Below are 16,093 nucleotides of genomic sequence, written 5' to 3'. Positions count from 1 at the left end.
AAGACGTTTCATGCAGGACCATGCCGAAAGACTGTACTACGCCCTGAAGAGAAGCTGGTCGGGCGAGACCAGCGGCCTCTGGTCGCGCGAAAATCCAGCCAGGGGGCAAGGAAGCGTCACTGCCCTGGTGGTTCAGGACATTTTCGGCGGCGAACTTGCGAAAACCGCTGTCAGCGGCGCGCAACACTTCTACAATATCATTGATGGCGTCCGCTGGGATTTCACCTTCACCCAATTTGATCTGCCGGTGGGTTATCAGGATCATCCCGCCAATCGGACCGAAGTCATGGCGACGATAACGCCGCTGCAATATGCCTATCTCAGCGCCTGCATTCGAAAGGCACTCGGCCACGGCTGAACGGCTTGCAAAAAGGACAGCCCATTGCTGTCGATCCGCACGGCATGGAGGTCAACCGGCGCGCTACACTTCAAGACCAAGATTTATGTTTCCCGCAAAGCGGACACAATCCACGCGATAATATTGCTTGGCGAAATGGCTGTACCGACAGGAGAGACATTTAATGAGCGAGAGTTGTCCGGTTCTGACACCGGCAGAACGGCAGGTTCAGGATATATTGGAACGCAACGAAGCGGCGATGATGGCGAGTGTTCATGCAGCGGTTGAGCGCGCCAGCAAAGAAGTCGCCGAAGCATTCGAGGCGACCGGGTCAGACATGCAGCCACCACCCCGGGATTATTTTGCCGCGGTCGCGCATCAACAGCTCTTTTTGTTGTTATGCGGGGCCGACCCGCAGACCTTTGAGGGCGGCGACCCAGAAATCGCCGGTCACATCATTCGGAATGCTCAAAACATAACGGAGCACTATTGGAAACGATAATGCGCCCGAATGTCGCCGGCAGGTGACGCCGATCTGTAAGGAGAGAATGTCACACGAAGCAGAGACGTGGTCTGAACTTGAGAGGGTATGCCGGTCACGGACGGACTGCTCCGCCGTCTCACGTCATAGGGCCTTCATCATGCCCGGTTAAGCAGGCGCAGAATCGGGAGACTGCAATGGATTCGACCGCACAGATCAAGCGCCCTAAGCTCGCAGAGACCGTCATTCATGCAACAGCCAGCGCAAGAGACTCGAGCATCGGCAGATGCTGCGAGATTTTGGCCGATACCTCGCTGCATAATGTTGAGCTCGGAGACTACTCTTATCTTGGTCCCCGCTGCATGGTGGGGGATGCGATCATCGGGAAGTTCTGCGCCATCGCGGCGGAGGTCAGGATAGGCGCTCCCAACCATCCGATGGACCGGCCATCCATGCACCGTTTCAGCTACTGCCCGGAATATTACTCGGTCGATGCAGTGCGCGACGATGCCTTTTTCGCGCAGCGGAAGCAGGATCGCGCCGTTATCGGTCACGATGTCTGGATCGCGCACGGGGTCATCGTCCTGCCGGGCGTCAAGGTGGGACACGGCGCGGTGCTGGCCGCCGGCGCCGTGGTGACCAGGGACGTGCCGCCCTATACCATCGTCGGCGGCGTACCCGCAAAAATCATTCGCGAGCGCTTTTCACGATCGATTGCGCAGAAGCTTACCGCTATTGCCTGGTGGGACTGGCCCTTCGAGACGATCATGGCGCGGCTTGGCGACTTTCAGTCAAACGATATCGAAGCGTTCTGCGAGCGCTGGTCCTAGCACGGGGCCAATGTCGTTTCTGTCGTGAACAGAAACTCCGCCGCTCCTTATTCGAACACGAAGGCCAGCCGCTTGCCCGTCAGCTTCGCCAGTTGCTGCAAACGTCCGTCCAGCCGCTCGCCGGCAAAATCGCAATAATCATGCGGCACCACAAATTCCAGATCGAGATCCGGATTATCTGTCTTGCGGAATTTCAGGTGATCCACGACACCCGGCATGGAGGCTGAAAAAAGATATACGACGCGCAGCAGGCCGCCCAGCAGTTTGGCGAGTTCCTGCAGACGCTCCCCCGCCATGGCGGCAAGCGGCTCGGTGGTGCCGTTGTCGTTCAGGCCTTCAAAGCGGTAATAATTGGCAAGTGCAATATAGGCGCGCCCGGGATGGGTGATCGCCACGAAGGACGAGTGGGCGATGATATTGAGCGCCTGCAGACCGCGGTAATCGGGATGCGCACGCCAGCTGATGTCGGCCAGCAGGCAGGCGGCCTGCCGATAGCGGCTTTCCTCTTCCGTCTCGTCAATGCCGAAAACCGGGAAGGTGCGACCGCTCCAGTCCGCCAGTTCTCGCGCATGCTCCGGAGAACGGGCGCGCAGAATGGCAAGTTCGTCGGCGGCAACCAGCAGCGGATCGGATTCGCGCTCCGCCTCCGTCAGCAGCGAATAAAGGTAACCCTCGCGTACGCCCTGTGCGGAAAAAGCGATCCTGGCCGGCTTCATCATCTTCAGAACTTCGCGCATGGCGATGGCACCGAATGGCAGGAGCGAGCGGCGGTTCTTGGAGACCGCCTGCCAGGCGGGATCCTTGCTATCCCGGGAGACGATGACCTCCTCGAGGAAATTCAGCATTTCCTCCAGCGGCAATTCATAGCCCTGCATCATGTGCAGGGGATAACCGGATATCTCCATATGCAACTTGGCGATATTTCGCCAGGTGCCGCCGACGGCGTAAAAGGTGCGCCCCTCACCCGCCGCCAGAAGTTTGGCGAAGGATTTGACGTGCTTTCTGGCAATGGTCGCCGCTTTTTCCAGCGAGCCGTCCGATTGCTCCGAAAGCCGCAGACCGCCAAGCGGCAGGGTGATGCCTTCGCCGCAGCTCTTGCCCTTGATGTCGATCAGTTCCAGCGAGCCGCCACCGAGGTCGCCGGCGATGCCATCAGGATCATGGAAACCGCTGATCACGCCATAGGCCGAATAAAGCGCTTCCTTCTCACCCGACAGAACCTCGATCTCGCAGCCGAGGATGGCTTCGGCCTCATGAATGAAATCGGGACCATTTTCCGCTTCTCGGGCCGCGGCCGTGGCCAGCACATAAAGCTGCTGCGCCTGCGCCTGCTCGGAGAGGGCGTGAAAACGCCTGAGCGCCAGGAGCGCGCGGCTCACACCTTCCTCATGCATGCGCCCCGTCAGCGCCAAACCTTTGCCAAGCCCGCAAAGCACCTTTTCGTTGAACAGCACCGCAGGCGCGCGGGAAAGACCTTCATATACGACAAGACGAACGGAGTTCGAGCCAATATCTATGACGGAAACGGGGGCAAGGCCGGTCAGCCGCCCCTGTGCTTCTGATCGAGTCATTCAGCCTGTTTCTTGCGGGACGAAATCAACCCGGCAATCAATTTGGGCGCACTGGATTTCAGGGCTTCACCACGTCCGGAAAGGCTGGGATTGGTCATGAAATAGTGCTGCGCGTTGAACGGTTCTTCGCCTTTACGCACCTCGATGCGCCTCGACGTTCCGTCCGCAAGTATCTCGTAGCTCTGCTGGTTGTCAATGAGATTGCCCAGCATAATCTGTGAAAGAACCTGCTCATGCACGGTGGGATTGGTCAGCGGCACCAGCGTTTCCACGCGGCGGTCAAGATTGCGCGGCATCATGTCGGCGGAGCCGATATAGACCAGCGCCTTGTCCGACGGCAGGCCGAAACCATTGCCGAAGCAGAAGATGCGGCTGTGCTCCAGGAAGCGGCCGACGATGGATTTGACGCGGATATTGTCCGACAGGCCGGGCACCTGCGGGCGCAGGCAGCAGATGCCGCGCACGACGAGGTCCACCTCAACACCGGCGGCGCTGGCATGGTAGAGCGCATCGATAATCTCTGGATCGACAAGCGAATTCATCTTCATCCAGATCGCCGCCGGCGCGCCGCGCTTGGCGTGCTCGATTTCCTCGTGAATATGCTTGAGGATGCGCGCGCGTAGCGTATAGGGCGAGACGGCCAGCTTCATGCCCTCCTCCGGTTCGCCGTAACCCGTGATGAAGTTGAAGATATTCGCCATGTCGTGGGCGATCTTCGGGTTGCAGGTGAAGAAGGACAGGTCGGTATAGATCTTCGCCGTGATCGGGTGATAGTTGCCCGTGCCAAGGTGGCAGTAGGTCCTGAGCTTGCCATCCTCGCGGCGCACCACCATCGACATCTTGGCGTGGGTCTTGAGTTCGATGAAGCCGAACACGACCTGCACGCCGGCGCGCTCCAGATCGCGCGCCCAGCGGATATTTGCTTCCTCGTCGAAACGCGCTTTGAGCTCGACCAGCGCGGTGACGGATTTACCTGCTTCCGCGGCGTCGATCAGCGCGCGAACGATCGGGCTGTCGTTGGAGGTCCGGTAAAGCGTCTGCTTGATGGCGAGTACTTCGGGATCGCGCGCAGCCTGCAGGAGGAACTGCACCACCACGTCGAAGCTTTCATAGGGATGGTGAACCACCATGTCCTTTTCGCGGATAGCAGCGAGGCAATCGCCGGCATGTTCACGAACGCGCTCCGGGAAACGGGCATTGTAGGGCTCGAATTTCAGGTCGTCGCGCGGGGCACGCACGATTTCCGAGATCGTGTTGAGCGCGAGAAGACCGGGCAGAACCGCGACGCGATTATCCGGCACACCGAGTTCGTGCACCACGAACTGCCTCAGCGACTGCGGCATTTCACTGTCGGTCTCGATGCGGATGACGGAACCGCGGCGGCGGCGTTTCAGCGCGCTTTCAAAGAAGCGCACCAGATCTTCGGCCTCTTCCTCCACCTCGATATCGCTATCGCGGATGATGCGGAACGTGCCGGAACCGCGAACGGTATAGCCGGGATAGAGCCGGTGAATGAACAGACCGACCACATCCTCGAGCGTGATGTAGCGGATGGCGTTCTTCTCATCCGGCAGCCGCACGAAGCGGTCGAGCGCCGGCGGCAGGCGCAAAAGCGCCGTCATCGGCTCGCGGCCGTTGACGCTGTCCAGCTGCAGCCCCATGGAAAAGCCGAGATTGGGAATGAAGGGGAACGGGTGCGCCGGATCGATGGAGAGCGGCGTCAGCACCGGGAACATGCGTTCCTCAAACTCGGTCTCCAGCCAGTTGCGATCCTCATCCGAAAGCGCAGCCGGGCGTACGATGTAGATTTCTTCCTTGGCAAGATATTGCTGCAGAACGGCAAGCGAGGCCTGCTGCTCCATCTGCAGGTTGTCGATTTCCTTCAGAATATCTTCGAGCTGTTCTGCCGGGGTCTTGCCGTCCGGGGTCCTGACGGTGATCTTCTGGCGCACCTGGCCTTCGAGGCCGGCGACGCGAACCATGAAGAACTCATCGAGATTGGCCGCCGAGATGGACAGGAAACGCAGCCGCTCCAGCAGCGGGTGATCGGTGTTCAGCGTTTCCTCAAGGACACGGCGGTTGAACTGGAGCCAGGAGAACTCGCGGTTGATGAAACGCGCGGGGCTATCCCAGAGGTTCTCGCCCTCGGTCTGCGGCTGAACCTTATTGAAATCTTCCTGCGCGACAGCGTCCATGCCCTGTTCCATCCCCTGACCAATTTCCAATCCGTGATCCTGCTGCATCCCGCGATCGTCCTTCTTGCCCGTATAACAGTTTGACGACGGAACTGTGACAGTCAATCGTCGTCCGGTCCGTTATGTCTCTCGGCATTGTCCATCGCGTTGAGGACTTCCGCGACCAGTGGGCGGGTGATCCTCGTTCCGCGCGAAAGCGCCAGCCTGTCGATCCGCTCTACGATCGTCTGCGCCGTATCGAGCGAACGTTCCATTCTGTTGACGATGTAGCCTATGAGTTTGTCATCCATGTAAAGCTGCCGGTCAGCGAAGAGCTTCACCAGCACCTGCGCCAGCAGCGCCTCGTCCGGTTCACCCGTTTCCACCACCGTCACGGCCTTGAGGCGCGAGCGCAGATCCGGCAGCGCGACCGGCCAGGCCGACGGCCATTGCCGGCTGGTCATCAGAAGCGTTGTGCCATTCTGGCGTACGCTGTTGATGACATGGAAGAGTTCGGTATCGTCAAAACCACGCCGATCAGCGTCCTCGAACAGCACCGCCCCCCTTTCGGCCGCGCGCGCGGCATCCGCGCCCGCTTGCGGATGAATCTCGCGGGCCTCGCTGATATTTTTCCAGATATTGGCAAGGTGCGATTTTCCGGAACCGGGCGGCCCTGCCAGCACGACCACCGGCGAGGGCCAGTGCGGCCATGCGTCAACGAGGCTGACGGCGGCCTCCAGCGAAGCCGACACGAGGAGATCGTCCCGGCCGGAGGCGGACGGATGCGAAAATGCGAGCGGCAGCTGCTCGGCCTTCGACCGGGCGTTGTCGGTTTTGATTGGGTCAGTCATTGTCAGCTCTGAGAGTCAACCTTGCCGGAGGACGTTTCCCTTTCTTCCAGGGTGAGGTTGGCTTCCCAGGGAAGGTTGGCGGCGTGCCCGTGGTAAAGATCGCTTTCAAGATACCGTGACAAGGCGAAGCGGACAAGCACGCCGACCGCCGCCGCAGCCGGCACCGCGACGAGAAGCCCGACGAAGCCGAAAAGCGCGCCGAAAGCGAAGAGGGCAAACATCAGCCAGACAGGATGCAGGCCGACGCTGCTGCCGACAAGTTTCGGCTGCAGGATGTTGCCTTCGATGAACTGGCCGGAAAAGAACACGACCAGGGTCAGTACGACATAGAGATAATCCGGCCAGAACTGCACGATGGCGACGCCAACCGCCAGGATCAGGCCGACCATGGAGCCGATATAGGGAATGAAGCTGATGAGGCCCGAAAAAAGGCCGATCAAAAGGCCGAAATTAAGCCCGACCAGCGACAGGCCGACGGCGTAATAAACCCCGAGAATGAGGCAGAGCGAGCCCTGCCCACGCACGAAACCGGCAATGGTCTTGTCCATGTCGCGGGCGATCTGGCGCACCGTGTGCACGTAATCGCGCGGTATCCAGCTGTCGACCTTGTCGATCATCCGGTCCCAGTCAAGCAACAGGTAAAAGGCGACGACGGGGGTGACCACCAGGAGCGACACGACATCGACCAGCGATTTGCCGGAATTCCATATCTGCGTCAGCAATGTGCCGATGAAACCTGCACCTTCGGTGAGGAGTTTCGAGAAGTTCTCCTTTACCGCATCGATCTGGCTGCTCACCCAGTCCGGCAGGAGATTGGTATCCGCGCCGGCGATCAGCTGCTGCAGCGATGAGATATATTGCGGGATGCGCGTGATGAATTCCGAGGCCTGGGCGGCAATGAGCGGAATGATGATGATGAGCGACAGCGCGAAGACCAGCACGAAGGAGATGAGAATGACGACCGTGGCCATCAGCCGGCTGAGGCCGCGCCTCTCCAGCCAGTCGGCCACCGGATCGAGAAAATACGCAAGCGCCATGCCAGCCACGAAAGGCAGGAGAATGGAGCTGAAGACCATCAGGAAGAGGATAAAGACGGCAAGCACGCCGATCCAGAAAAACACCTGCCGGCGCAGGCTGGTACCGCTTACATGGGGTTGCATCCGTTCATCCTTCTGTCACCGCATCGTCATCCCGCATCATGGAGATAGGATGGGCGTGGGCACATGGTCAAGACTGCGTCGGCAAAGGGATAAGGGGGGCTGAAAAAGCCGACAACGCAGAATATCCGGTCCCACCTTCGCCGCATTGCGGCAAATGCTGCCGAGAGCGGCCATCGCGGAACGTCAAAGCCGGTAAAAACCGGAGGTTTTGCCACTCAAACCCTTGCATCAGGCCCCGTCCCGTGCGAATGGCGACGCCAAAGGAACCAGCGGAGACGAGAGCCATGAGCCAGTCGGGCAAGAACGGTCTTACCTATAGTGACGCAGGGGTGGATATCGACGCCGGCAATCTGATGGTCGAGAAGATCAAACCGGCGGTGCGTTCCACGCGACGTCCCGGCGCGGACGGCGAAATCGGCGGCTTCGGCGGCCTGTTCGATCTGAAAGCCGCTGGCTTCACCGACCCGGTTCTGGTGGCCGCCAATGACGGCGTCGGCACCAAGCTGAAGATCGCCATCGACGCAAACTATCACGACACCGTCGGTATCGATCTCGTCGCCATGTGCGTCAACGATCTCGTGGTTCAGGGTGCAGAACCGCTGTTCTTCCTCGATTATTTTGCCACCGGCAAGCTCGATCCCGACCAGGGCGCTGCGATCGTTTCCGGCATCGCCGCCGGCTGCCGCGAATCCGGTTGTGCGCTGATCGGCGGCGAAACCGCTGAAATGCCGGGAATGTACTCAGATGGCGATTACGACCTCGCGGGCTTTGCCGTGGGCGCGGCCGAACGCGGCCAGCTTCTGCCCGCCGGCGACATTTCCGAGGGCGACGTCATTCTTGGCCTGTCCTCATCCGGCGTCCACTCCAACGGCTTCTCGCTGGTGCGCAAGATCGTATCGATCTCCGGACTCGACTGGGATGCACCTGCTCCCTTCGCCGATGGCAAGAAGCTGGGCGAAGCGCTGCTGACTCCAACCCGCATCTATGTGAAGCCGCTCCTGAAGGCGATCCGCGAGACCGGCGCGCTGAAGGCACTGGCGCATATTACCGGCGGCGGTTTCCCGGAGAATATTCCGCGCGTTCTGCCCAAACATCTCGCCGCCGAGATCGACCTCGAAGCGATAGAGGTTCCTGCCGTCTTCTCCTGGCTTGCGAAAACCGGTGGTGTCGAAGCAAAGGAAATGCTGCGCACCTTCAATTGCGGCGTCGGCATGATCGTCGTGGTTTCGGCTGAAAATGCCGAAAAGGTCACCGAAGTTCTGACGGCCCAAGGCGAGACCGTCTTCCCGCTCGGCCGCATGGTCGCCCGTGAAGAAGGCGCGCATGGCACCATCTACAAGGGCGCCCTCGCCCTATGATGCCCGCCGCCCTGTCGTCCGGCCGCAAACGTGTCGTCGTTTTCATCTCCGGCAGCGGCTCCAACATGGTGTCGCTGGTAAAGGCCTGCCAGACGGCGGATTTTCCGGCGGAAATCGCCTGCGTGATCTCGGACAAGGCAACTGCCGGCGGGCTGGAAAAGGCACGGGGTTTCGGCATTCCGACCCTCGTCTTCGAACGCAGGACCTATGCGAGCAAGACGGAACATGAGGGCGCCATTCTGGCCGCTCTTGGGGAGATTGCGCCTGACATCGTCTGTCTCGCCGGCTATATGCGGCTGATCTCGGGGGATTTCATTGCCCCCTATGAAGGCCGCATCATCAATATCCACCCTTCCCTGCTGCCGCTTTTCCCCGGTTTGCATACGCATCAGCGTGCCATCGACAGCGGCATGAAGATTTCCGGCTGCACGGTGCATTTCGTCACCGAAGGCATGGATGAGGGGCCGACGATTGCGCAGGGGGCTGTGCCGGTTCTTTCCGACGACACGGCCGATACCCTGGCTGCGCGGATCCTCACCGTCGAGCACCAGCTCTATCCACTGGCGCTGAAATTACTCGCCGAAGGCAAGGTACGGATGGAAGGCGGAAAAGCCGTTTTCGACAAGAGCGAAAGTAAAGCAGAGTATTCCATCCTTGTTTCTGCCTCGTGATGTAGCTATTTCTAAAGTACATAGATAAATCAGAATTGGTATCTTCGGTGAAATAAACCGATCATTTACCATAATCGTCTTTAATGACCGCAACGGCCTCTACTTCAGGCCCTCCGGACGTTCAGGAGCGATTATGCGATTTTCGAGATTTCCCCTGTCGCTTTCTGCGGCTTTACTGATGGGTACCTGCCTGCCACTCGCCGCCGAACAAAACGGCATTACGGCTTCACTGGATGCCGGCGTTCTCAACATTAAGGCAACGGAAAAATTCTATAGCGGCAGCCATAAAAACAGTCAGCTCGACTGGAAAACGACAAACGCAATGGCTCTGCGCGGATCGCTTGGATTTGAGCTTTCACCCGATTGGCGCATCAAAACGGAAGGTCGTATCGGCTTTGCAGGTGATGGCTTCATGACCGACTACGATTGGCTCAGCCCGTTTTACAGAGATACATCGAAGAATGGATGGAGCCACCGTTCAGAGCACGGCGACACGCGGCTGGACCACTACCTGACTGGAAGTATAGAATTAAACCGCACCCTGCTGGAGGACCCGCTGCAACATCTCAGCGCCGGCATCGGCTTTCGTTACACCGATGTGCAATGGTCCTCATATGGCGGAAACTACATCTACAGCTCCCGAGGTTTCCGCGATAATGTCGGTGAGTTCGGAAACAGCGAAAAAGCGATTACTTACAGACAGCAAATACCGGTGTTTTACGGCAACCTGAGCGGTGGACGTAAATTCGGCAACTGGTCGCTGAATGCGGGTCTTGAAGGCGGCGCAATGGTCTATGCAAAAGCCACGGACGATCATTGGATGCGTTCGCTACGTTTTGCCGATAAATTCGACATAGGCGGGATGTTCGGAGCGAAAGCGGGCATAGCCTATGACCTGACTGACAATGCCTCCCTCTATCTCGACGGCGCTTACGAATATACCAGTTTTTCTCGCGGCGATAAAACCGCTACGCCATTCGGAAGCTCAGCCGGCCTCGTCTACAATAACGCGGGGGGCGGCGATATGCAGTCTCTTTTCGTAGGCGCTGGTGTCAAAGGCCGGTTTTAATCACCAAGGTTGAAGGCGGGGACGAGTTGGTGGTTAAGCTCGAAGATGAGGTCGTAGAGTGTCTGGTCAAAGTCAACACCCCTCAGACCCCTCCCAAGCTCAATGCCGCTATACGGGCCGAGCGCTCAGGGCGCTCAGGGCGCTCAAACGTAACCGCGGATAAAATTACGCTCTGGAAAGAAGACGGTCGCGATTCAACATCGCCCATTGCAGCAGAATGATCGTCTTCGAATCCGTGATTTCACCCGAGGCGATCATTCCGAAGGCTTCGTCGAGACCGTAGGTCAGAACCTCGATATCTTCGCCTTCATCCTCCAGCCCGCCGCCGCTGCCGGCCTGCACGTCGAGATCGATGCGGGCGACGAAGAGACTGACCTTTTCAGTCAGCGTGCCAGGGCTGGCATACATGTCGAAGAGGTATTCAACCTTTTCGACGGCGTAACCGGATTCCTCCATCGCCTCGCGGCGGATTGCATCAGCGGCATCGTCGCCATCGAGAAGCCCTGCCGGAACTTCGATCATGAAGTTCGGGTCGCCGTTGACGAAGGCGGCGGGGCGAAACTGGCGTACCATTACCACGCTGTCGCGTTTCGGGTCATAAAGGAGAATGGCGGCGGCGAGGCCGTGATCATGGACCTCCCTCACAATACGGATCGTCTTGCCGTCAGGCATGCGCTGGTCAAAAACGAGCTTCTGCAAATGCACGAAGCCCTTCCAGACGGTTTCCTTTTCCACCAGCCGGATCCGGTCAGTCGCGGCAGCGGGCGACTTTAAGAGCGACACGTTCATAAGAGTCTCCGAAAGATGATGAAATCTCAGGCTGTCAGGGAGGCGCGGTTCAAGGCCGCCCATTGCAGCAGCATGATCGTCTTGCCATCGCATATCTCGCCCGTCTCGATCATCTTCATGGCGTCGTCCAGCGGGATTTCCACGACCTCGATATCCTCGTCCTCATGGGCCGCACCGCCGCCTTCTTCGACACGATCCGAAGATTCGACAATCGCGGCGAAGAAATGAATGATCTCGGTGACAGAACCGGGCGACATGAACGATTTGAAGAGGAACCGCACGTCCCTCACGACGTAGCCCGTTTCTTCCGTCACCTCGCGGCGGATGGCTTCGGCCGGATTATCGCCGTCCAGCAGGCCGGCCGGGGCTTCAAGGAGCCAGCCGTGATGACCGTTCACATGGGCCGGCATGCGAAACTGCCGTACCAGAACAATCGTCTGGCGTCGTGGATCAAACAGCAGGATCGTCGCGCCGTTGCCACGGTCATAGGCTTCGCGCCTGATGACTTTCGTTTCGCCACGGGAATTGGTGTAATTGTAGGTTATGTTGCGGAGGTGATACCAGTTCTTTGAAAGCGTTTCGTCTTTCAGAATTTCAATTTTCACGTTGTCGAACTTCGTCATTCAAAATCTTCCGTCAGCTCTTGCGCAGCCAAACCTTGTTGTCGTGAAATGCCGCGCCGCCATAGGGAGCGACGGCGTCGGCACCGGTCAGCACGTTGATGCCCTCGCCGTCCAGATGCGCCTTGTTCGGCCATAGCCCTTCGGCAATGAGCACTCCCGGCCTAGCACCTTCCACGATTTTCGCGTGGAGCCGGACCTCGCCTCGCCCGTTGCCGATGCGGACGATGTCGCCATCAGAAATGCCGTTGATGGCGGCATCCTCAGGACAGATCATCACTTCCGGGCGACCTTCCTTCTGCACGGATGTTTTGGTTTCCGCGAAAGTGGAATTCAGGAAGTTGCGCGCCGGCGATGTCGCCAGTCGGAAGGGATGGTCAGCATCCGCAACCTCGATGACATCGACCTGATCCGGGAATTTCGGAAATTCCGACACCGGCCCCATCACGCCAATGTTCTTCGGCGGTTTGTTGGGAGACGGCCCTGTTGCCCAATCGGGGCTGAAACGGAACTTCCCGTCACCGTAACCGAAGCCTTCAAGATAATGCGCGACCTCGAACGGTGGCTGCGCATCGATCCATTTCTCTTCGGCGAGCGTATCGAAGTCGCCCCAGCCACTGACTTTCAGCATATGATCGACATGATCGCGCGCTGAAAGGCCAAAGCCCGGCATGTGGTCGATCCCGAGACGCTTTGCCAGCTCCTCGATGACGAAGAGGTTGGTACGCACCGTTTCGGGCGGCTCCACCAGTTTGGGCCCAAGCAGAATGTGATTCTGGCCGCCGGCGCGGTAAATATCGTCATGTTCGAGGAACATGGTGGCGGGCAGCACGATATCGGCAAGCTCGGCCGTTTCCGTCATGAATTGCTCATGCACGGCGACGAAGAGATCATCGCGCAGGAAGCCCTGCTTCACCAGCCTCTGTTCGGGCGCGACATTGACCGGATTGGTGTTCTGGATGAGCAGCGCCGTCACCGGGCCGCCGTGGCGCAGCGCTTCGGCGTCGCCCGTCAGCACGCGGCCGATCTGCGACTGGTCGAGCTGGCGCACGTCGGGGTCGGCATAGGCCGTGCCCATGAGCTCCGCCTTGTTGAGCCGGAAGATGTCGCCATTATTGTGGAACGCGCCGCCGCCCTCATATTGCCAGGAACCGAGCACCGTGGCGATCGAAAGCGCTGCATGCATGGCGACCGCGCCGTTGCGCTGTCGGGCAAAGCCATATCCGAGCCGGAAGAAGGTCTTTTTCGTGACACCAACCAGCCTCGCGAAATCCTCGATCTCGTCGACCGAAAGGCCCGTGATCTCTGATGCCCACTGCGGCGTCTTCGTCTTCAAATGCGCCTCGAGCCCGGCTGGGTCGTCGGCGAAGCGCGCCATGTAACCACGGTCGGCGTAACCGTCGCGGAAGGCGATGTGCATTACGGCGCATGCCAGCGCCGCATCCGTGCCGGGTCGGACGACGAGGCGCATATCCGCCTGTTTCATGGTCGGATTGTCATAGATATCGACCACGACGATCTTCGCGCCGCGTTCCTTGCGGGCCTTGACCGCATGGGTCATGACATTGACCTGCGTGGCGACCGCATTGGTGCCCCAGATGACAACGACATCGGCCTTGCCGATCTCGCGCGGATCGGGGCCGCGCAAGGCGCCCGTGCCCATCACATAGCCGGTCCAGGCCATGTTGGTGCAAATCGAGCCGAAGAAGCCCGAATATTTCTTGGCGTGGCGCAGCCGCTCGATGGAGTCGCGCTGCACCTGCCCCATGGTGCCCGCATAGAAATAGGGCCAGATGGCCTCCGCGCCGTGCCGGGCTTCTGCCTTCACAAAAGCGTCGGCGATCTCGTCCAGCGCCGCTTCCCAGGAAATTTCCTGCCAGTCACCCGCCCCTTTTGCGCCCTTGCGGCGCTTCGGGGTCAGCAGACGACCGGGATGATAGATGCGCTCGGAATACCGCGCCACCTTGGCGCAGATCACGCCGGCGGTATAGGTGTTGGCATTGGCGCCGCGCACACGACCGATGCGGCCATCGGCATTGATATCGACCTCCAGCGCGCACGCGCTCGGACAGTCATGCGGGCAGACCGTGTGTCCGATACGGACTTCGGCCTTCAGGGCGGCTTTTTCAGCGGAAATCGGGGTCGCAACGTTCATGTCTTTTGTATATTGCATCAACGATGCGGCAAAAAGGCCGAAGTGACGTCCATCAAGAATATTCATCCTGGCCATTCATCCGGATAAACGGCAAGCGAGGCACATCCATGAACTACCGCCACATATATCACGCCGGCAATTTCGCGGATGTCCTCAAACATGCCGTTCTCGCCCGCCTCGTGCGTTACCTGCAGAACAAGGACAAGGCCTTTCGGGTACTGGACACCCATGCCGGCATTGGTCTTTACGACCTGGCGTCTGAAGAGGCGCAGAAAACCGGCGAATGGCAGACCGGCATCGGAAAGCTGATGGAGGGTGATCTGCCCGACCCTATCGCCGAGCTGCTGGAGCCCTATCTTGCCGCCGTAAAGGAACTCAATCCTGAAGGCGGTGTCAAATTCTACCCCGGCTCACCGAAACTCGCGCGTATGCTGTTTCGCCCGCAGGACCGCCTTTCGGCCATGGAACTGCACCCGGATGACAGCCGCGCGCTCGCGCGGCTATTCGAAGGTGACTATCAGGTGCGGGTGACCGAGCTCGATGGCTGGCTGTCGCTTGGCGCGCATCTGCCGCCGAAAGAAAAACGCGGCCTCATCCTCGTTGATCCGCCATTCGAGCTGGAGAATGAATATCAGCGCCTGGCCGATGGTTTGAACAAAGCCTACCGACGTTTTTCCACTGGCACATATTGCCTGTGGTATCCGCTCAAGAAAGGCGCGCCGATCAAGGATTTCCACGAGCGGCTGCAATCCTTCGAGATTCCGAAGATGCTATGCGCGGAACTTTCCGTCAGGAGCGACCGGCTGGATGGGCTGAGCGGCTCCGGCCTCATCATCGTCAATCCGCCCTACACGCTGAAAGAAGAGCTGCACACGTTGCTGCCTTACCTCAAGACAAGGCTGGCGCAGGACAGGTTTGCCTCGCAACGCGCCTTCTGGCTGCGCGGCGAGGAAAAGCCGGAAGACGGCTGAGTTACCTCAACCCTTCCCTTTTCTGCGCCGCGGCCAGCTGTGATCTTTCGAAGAAGAGGATCACGAACAGCGCCATGATGAAGGGGATGATGAGGTAAAACAGGCGGAAGACCAGGAGCGCCGCGATGACGTCGGCCGGGTTCATGTCCGGCAGGCCGGTGACGAAGACGAGTTCCAGCACGCCCAATCCGCCCGGCGCATGCGAAATGAGCGCTGCGGAAAACGACACCAGAAATATGCCGAGAATGACCATATAGCCGGGATTGCCGGCTTCCGGCAGCGCGAAATAGATGATGCCCGCCGCGCCGATCAGCTCGATGGGGCCAATGACCAGTTGCTGCGCCACAAGCTTCGGCGCCGGGTATGGCAACACGAAGGAGCCGATCTTCAGAGGCTTCAGCCTGAGCAGGCTGCCGAGAACATAAAGGCTGACGAAAAAGAGCAGCACGACGCCTGTCGTGGTCGAGGCTTCGACCGGCAGTATGCCCGTGAACCGTTCAGTGATGTCAGGCTCGTAAAGCAGCACCAGTCCGATCAGCATGATCGTGCCGATGAGAAAGGTGAAAGAGCAGAGGCCGACGAGAACGCCCACTTCCGCCACACTTAGTCCCTTCGACGTATACGCCCGATATCGCACCACGGCGCCCGAAAACACCGACGCGCCGACATTGTGGGACAGCGCATAGGTGGTGAAGGAGGTGAGCGTGATGAAGAGCCAGTTCACCTTGCGGCCAAGATGCTGCAACGCGATGCGGTCATAACCGGCAAGCGCGGCATAGGCCAGCAGGGTGGAGAGACCCGAACACAACCAGTCCCGCACCCGAATGGCCTTCAGGCTGTCCCAGAGATCATCGAGCGACAGGCCGCGCAATTCGTGAAAGAGCAACCAGGCGGAAAAACCGATCGTCGCAAAGCCAACGACGGGCCAGATATATTTCTTGAATTTCATGCGGTCATGCCCGCCTATTTCCTCCAGCTTCACCCCAGCCTGTTCCGTCTTTTGCGGAGATTCGTTCGACTCTATTCGTTATGCGGCGAAGCTTTCAACCTTTTCAT

15 protein-coding genes are annotated in these 16,093 nt (G+C 59.2%); 7 read left to right on the top strand and 8 right to left on the bottom strand.

Annotation, left to right across the window (positions count from 1 at the left end):
• Window positions 1–10 precede the first annotated feature (10 nt).
• The 3 genes from AGR2A_RS07260 to AGR2A_RS07250 all read left to right on the top strand — a co-directional run bounded on the left by AGR2A_RS07260 (window position 11) and on the right by AGR2A_RS07250 (window position 1,648).
• The gene (locus AGR2A_RS07260) at window positions 11–358 is read left to right on the top strand and encodes a YunG family protein (protein WP_072494902.1); all 348 of its coding nucleotides are present in this window, start codon (window positions 11–13) and stop codon (window positions 356–358) included.
• A 163-nt stretch (window positions 359–521) separates the two neighbouring features.
• On the top strand, window positions 522–839 hold the full coding sequence (locus tag AGR2A_RS07255; protein ID WP_072494276.1) for a hypothetical protein: 318 nt from the start codon (window positions 522–524) through the stop codon (window positions 837–839).
• A gap of 176 nt (window positions 840–1,015) precedes the next feature.
• Window positions 1,016–1,648: an acetyltransferase gene (locus AGR2A_RS07250; RefSeq protein ID WP_072494275.1), complete on the top strand. Its 633-nt coding sequence runs from the start codon at window positions 1,016–1,018 to the stop codon at window positions 1,646–1,648.
• A 47-nt stretch (window positions 1,649–1,695) separates the two neighbouring features.
• Here AGR2A_RS07250 and ppx read toward each other — a convergent pair whose 3' ends face one another.
• From ppx to AGR2A_RS07230, 4 genes are all read right to left on the bottom strand, one after another.
• The gene (gene ppx / locus AGR2A_RS07245; RefSeq protein WP_060942538.1) at window positions 1,696–3,219 is read right to left on the bottom strand and encodes an exopolyphosphatase; all 1,524 of its coding nucleotides are present in this window, start codon (window positions 3,217–3,219) and stop codon (window positions 1,696–1,698) included.
• Window positions 3,216–5,414: an RNA degradosome polyphosphate kinase gene (locus AGR2A_RS07240; RefSeq protein ID WP_034496238.1), complete on the bottom strand. Its 2,199-nt coding sequence runs from the start codon at window positions 5,412–5,414 to the stop codon at window positions 3,216–3,218. Before AGR2A_RS07240 ends, ppx begins: the two co-directional genes overlap by 4 nt.
• Window positions 5,415–5,515: 101 nt before the next feature.
• Complete coding sequence (hdaA, locus tag AGR2A_RS07235; protein WP_072494274.1) at window positions 5,516–6,244, bottom strand: DnaA regulatory inactivator HdaA; 729 nt, start codon at window positions 6,242–6,244, stop codon at window positions 5,516–5,518.
• Window positions 6,245–6,246: 2 nt separating this feature from the next.
• Window positions 6,247–7,404 (bottom strand): AI-2E family transporter, encoded by a 1,158-nt coding sequence (locus AGR2A_RS07230; RefSeq protein ID WP_004441130.1) that lies wholly within the window; start codon window positions 7,402–7,404, stop codon window positions 6,247–6,249.
• A 284-nt stretch (window positions 7,405–7,688) separates the two neighbouring features.
• On the opposite strand from AGR2A_RS07230, the gene purM reads away from it, so the two are divergent.
• The 3 genes from purM (at window position 7,689) to AGR2A_RS07215 (ending at window position 10,502) form a co-directional block, all read left to right on the top strand.
• The gene (gene purM / locus AGR2A_RS07225) at window positions 7,689–8,762 is read left to right on the top strand and encodes a phosphoribosylformylglycinamidine cyclo-ligase (RefSeq protein ID WP_004441129.1); all 1,074 of its coding nucleotides are present in this window, start codon (window positions 7,689–7,691) and stop codon (window positions 8,760–8,762) included.
• Window positions 8,759–9,433 (top strand): phosphoribosylglycinamide formyltransferase, encoded by a 675-nt coding sequence (gene purN, locus AGR2A_RS07220; protein ID WP_072494273.1) that lies wholly within the window; start codon window positions 8,759–8,761, stop codon window positions 9,431–9,433. Before purM ends, purN begins: the two co-directional genes overlap by 4 nt.
• Window positions 9,434–9,566: 133 nt before the next feature.
• Window positions 9,567–10,502 carry an omptin family outer membrane protease gene (locus tag AGR2A_RS07215; RefSeq protein WP_072494272.1) on the top strand — a complete coding sequence of 312 codons (936 nt, stop codon included), beginning with the start codon at window positions 9,567–9,569 and terminating at the stop codon, window positions 10,500–10,502.
• Between the two features lie 165 nt (window positions 10,503–10,667).
• On the opposite strand, the gene AGR2A_RS07210 is transcribed toward AGR2A_RS07215, so the two are convergent.
• Genes AGR2A_RS07210 through AGR2A_RS07200 form a run of 3 tightly spaced genes read right to left on the bottom strand, consistent with a single transcriptional unit; the run spans window position 10,668 to window position 14,132 of the window.
• Window positions 10,668–11,291 (bottom strand): NUDIX domain-containing protein, encoded by a 624-nt coding sequence (locus AGR2A_RS07210; protein WP_072494271.1) that lies wholly within the window; start codon window positions 11,289–11,291, stop codon window positions 10,668–10,670.
• A 26-nt stretch (window positions 11,292–11,317) separates the two neighbouring features.
• Window positions 11,318–11,914: an NUDIX domain-containing protein gene (locus AGR2A_RS07205; RefSeq protein WP_072494270.1), complete on the bottom strand. Its 597-nt coding sequence runs from the start codon at window positions 11,912–11,914 to the stop codon at window positions 11,318–11,320.
• 13 nt (window positions 11,915–11,927) lie between these two features.
• Window positions 11,928–14,132: a molybdopterin-containing oxidoreductase family protein gene (locus AGR2A_RS07200; RefSeq protein WP_072494269.1), complete on the bottom strand. Its 2,205-nt coding sequence runs from the start codon at window positions 14,130–14,132 to the stop codon at window positions 11,928–11,930.
• Window positions 14,133–14,173: 41 nt separating this feature from the next.
• On the opposite strand from AGR2A_RS07200, the gene AGR2A_RS07195 reads away from it, so the two are divergent.
• Complete coding sequence (locus AGR2A_RS07195; RefSeq protein WP_035207691.1) at window positions 14,174–15,037, top strand: 23S rRNA (adenine(2030)-N(6))-methyltransferase RlmJ; 864 nt, start codon at window positions 14,174–14,176, stop codon at window positions 15,035–15,037.
• Window position 15,038: 1 nt separating this feature from the next.
• Here AGR2A_RS07195 and AGR2A_RS07190 read toward each other — a convergent pair whose 3' ends face one another.
• Window positions 15,039–15,986 carry a lysylphosphatidylglycerol synthase domain-containing protein gene (locus tag AGR2A_RS07190; RefSeq protein WP_004441121.1) on the bottom strand — a complete coding sequence of 316 codons (948 nt, stop codon included), beginning with the start codon at window positions 15,984–15,986 and terminating at the stop codon, window positions 15,039–15,041.
• Between the last annotated feature and the right edge of the window lie 107 nt (window positions 15,987–16,093).

Source organism: Agrobacterium genomosp. 2 str. CFBP 5494 (genome assembly GCF_900013495.1).
Taxonomy (GTDB): Bacteria; Pseudomonadota; Alphaproteobacteria; order Rhizobiales; family Rhizobiaceae; genus Agrobacterium; species Agrobacterium pusense.
The sequence above is the reverse complement of the archived record's forward strand: the minus strand, read 5'-3'. Positions and strand labels throughout refer to the sequence as shown.

Excerpts from the sequence above, each read along its gene's own strand:
- AGR2A_RS07260 (WP_072494902.1), top strand. The coding sequence starts at position 11 with ATGCAGGACCATGCCGAAAGACTGTACTACGCCCTGAAGAGAAGCTGG.
- AGR2A_RS07255 (WP_072494276.1), top strand. The coding sequence starts at position 522 with ATGAGCGAGAGTTGTCCGGTTCTGACACCGGCAGAACGGCAGGTTCAG.
- AGR2A_RS07250 (WP_072494275.1), top strand. The coding sequence starts at position 1,016 with ATGGATTCGACCGCACAGATCAAGCGCCCTAAGCTCGCAGAGACCGTC.
- ppx (WP_060942538.1), bottom strand. The coding sequence starts at position 3,219 with ATGACTCGATCAGAAGCACAGGGGCGGCTGACCGGCCTTGCCCCCGTT.
- AGR2A_RS07240 (WP_034496238.1), bottom strand. The coding sequence starts at position 5,414 with ATGGACGCTGTCGCGCAGGAAGATTTCAATAAGGTTCAGCCGCAGACC.
- hdaA (WP_072494274.1), bottom strand. The coding sequence starts at position 6,244 with ATGACTGACCCAATCAAAACCGACAACGCCCGGTCGAAGGCCGAGCAG.
- AGR2A_RS07230 (WP_004441130.1), bottom strand. The coding sequence starts at position 7,404 with ATGCAACCCCATGTAAGCGGTACCAGCCTGCGCCGGCAGGTGTTTTTC.
- purM (WP_004441129.1), top strand. The coding sequence starts at position 7,689 with ATGAGCCAGTCGGGCAAGAACGGTCTTACCTATAGTGACGCAGGGGTG.
- purN (WP_072494273.1), top strand. The coding sequence starts at position 8,759 with ATGATGCCCGCCGCCCTGTCGTCCGGCCGCAAACGTGTCGTCGTTTTC.
- AGR2A_RS07215 (WP_072494272.1), top strand. The coding sequence starts at position 9,567 with ATGCGATTTTCGAGATTTCCCCTGTCGCTTTCTGCGGCTTTACTGATG.
- AGR2A_RS07210 (WP_072494271.1), bottom strand. The coding sequence starts at position 11,291 with ATGAACGTGTCGCTCTTAAAGTCGCCCGCTGCCGCGACTGACCGGATC.
- AGR2A_RS07205 (WP_072494270.1), bottom strand. The coding sequence starts at position 11,914 with ATGACGAAGTTCGACAACGTGAAAATTGAAATTCTGAAAGACGAAACG.
- AGR2A_RS07200 (WP_072494269.1), bottom strand. The coding sequence starts at position 14,132 with ATGAATATTCTTGATGGACGTCACTTCGGCCTTTTTGCCGCATCGTTG.
- AGR2A_RS07195 (WP_035207691.1), top strand. The coding sequence starts at position 14,174 with ATGAACTACCGCCACATATATCACGCCGGCAATTTCGCGGATGTCCTC.
- AGR2A_RS07190 (WP_004441121.1), bottom strand. The coding sequence starts at position 15,986 with ATGAAATTCAAGAAATATATCTGGCCCGTCGTTGGCTTTGCGACGATC.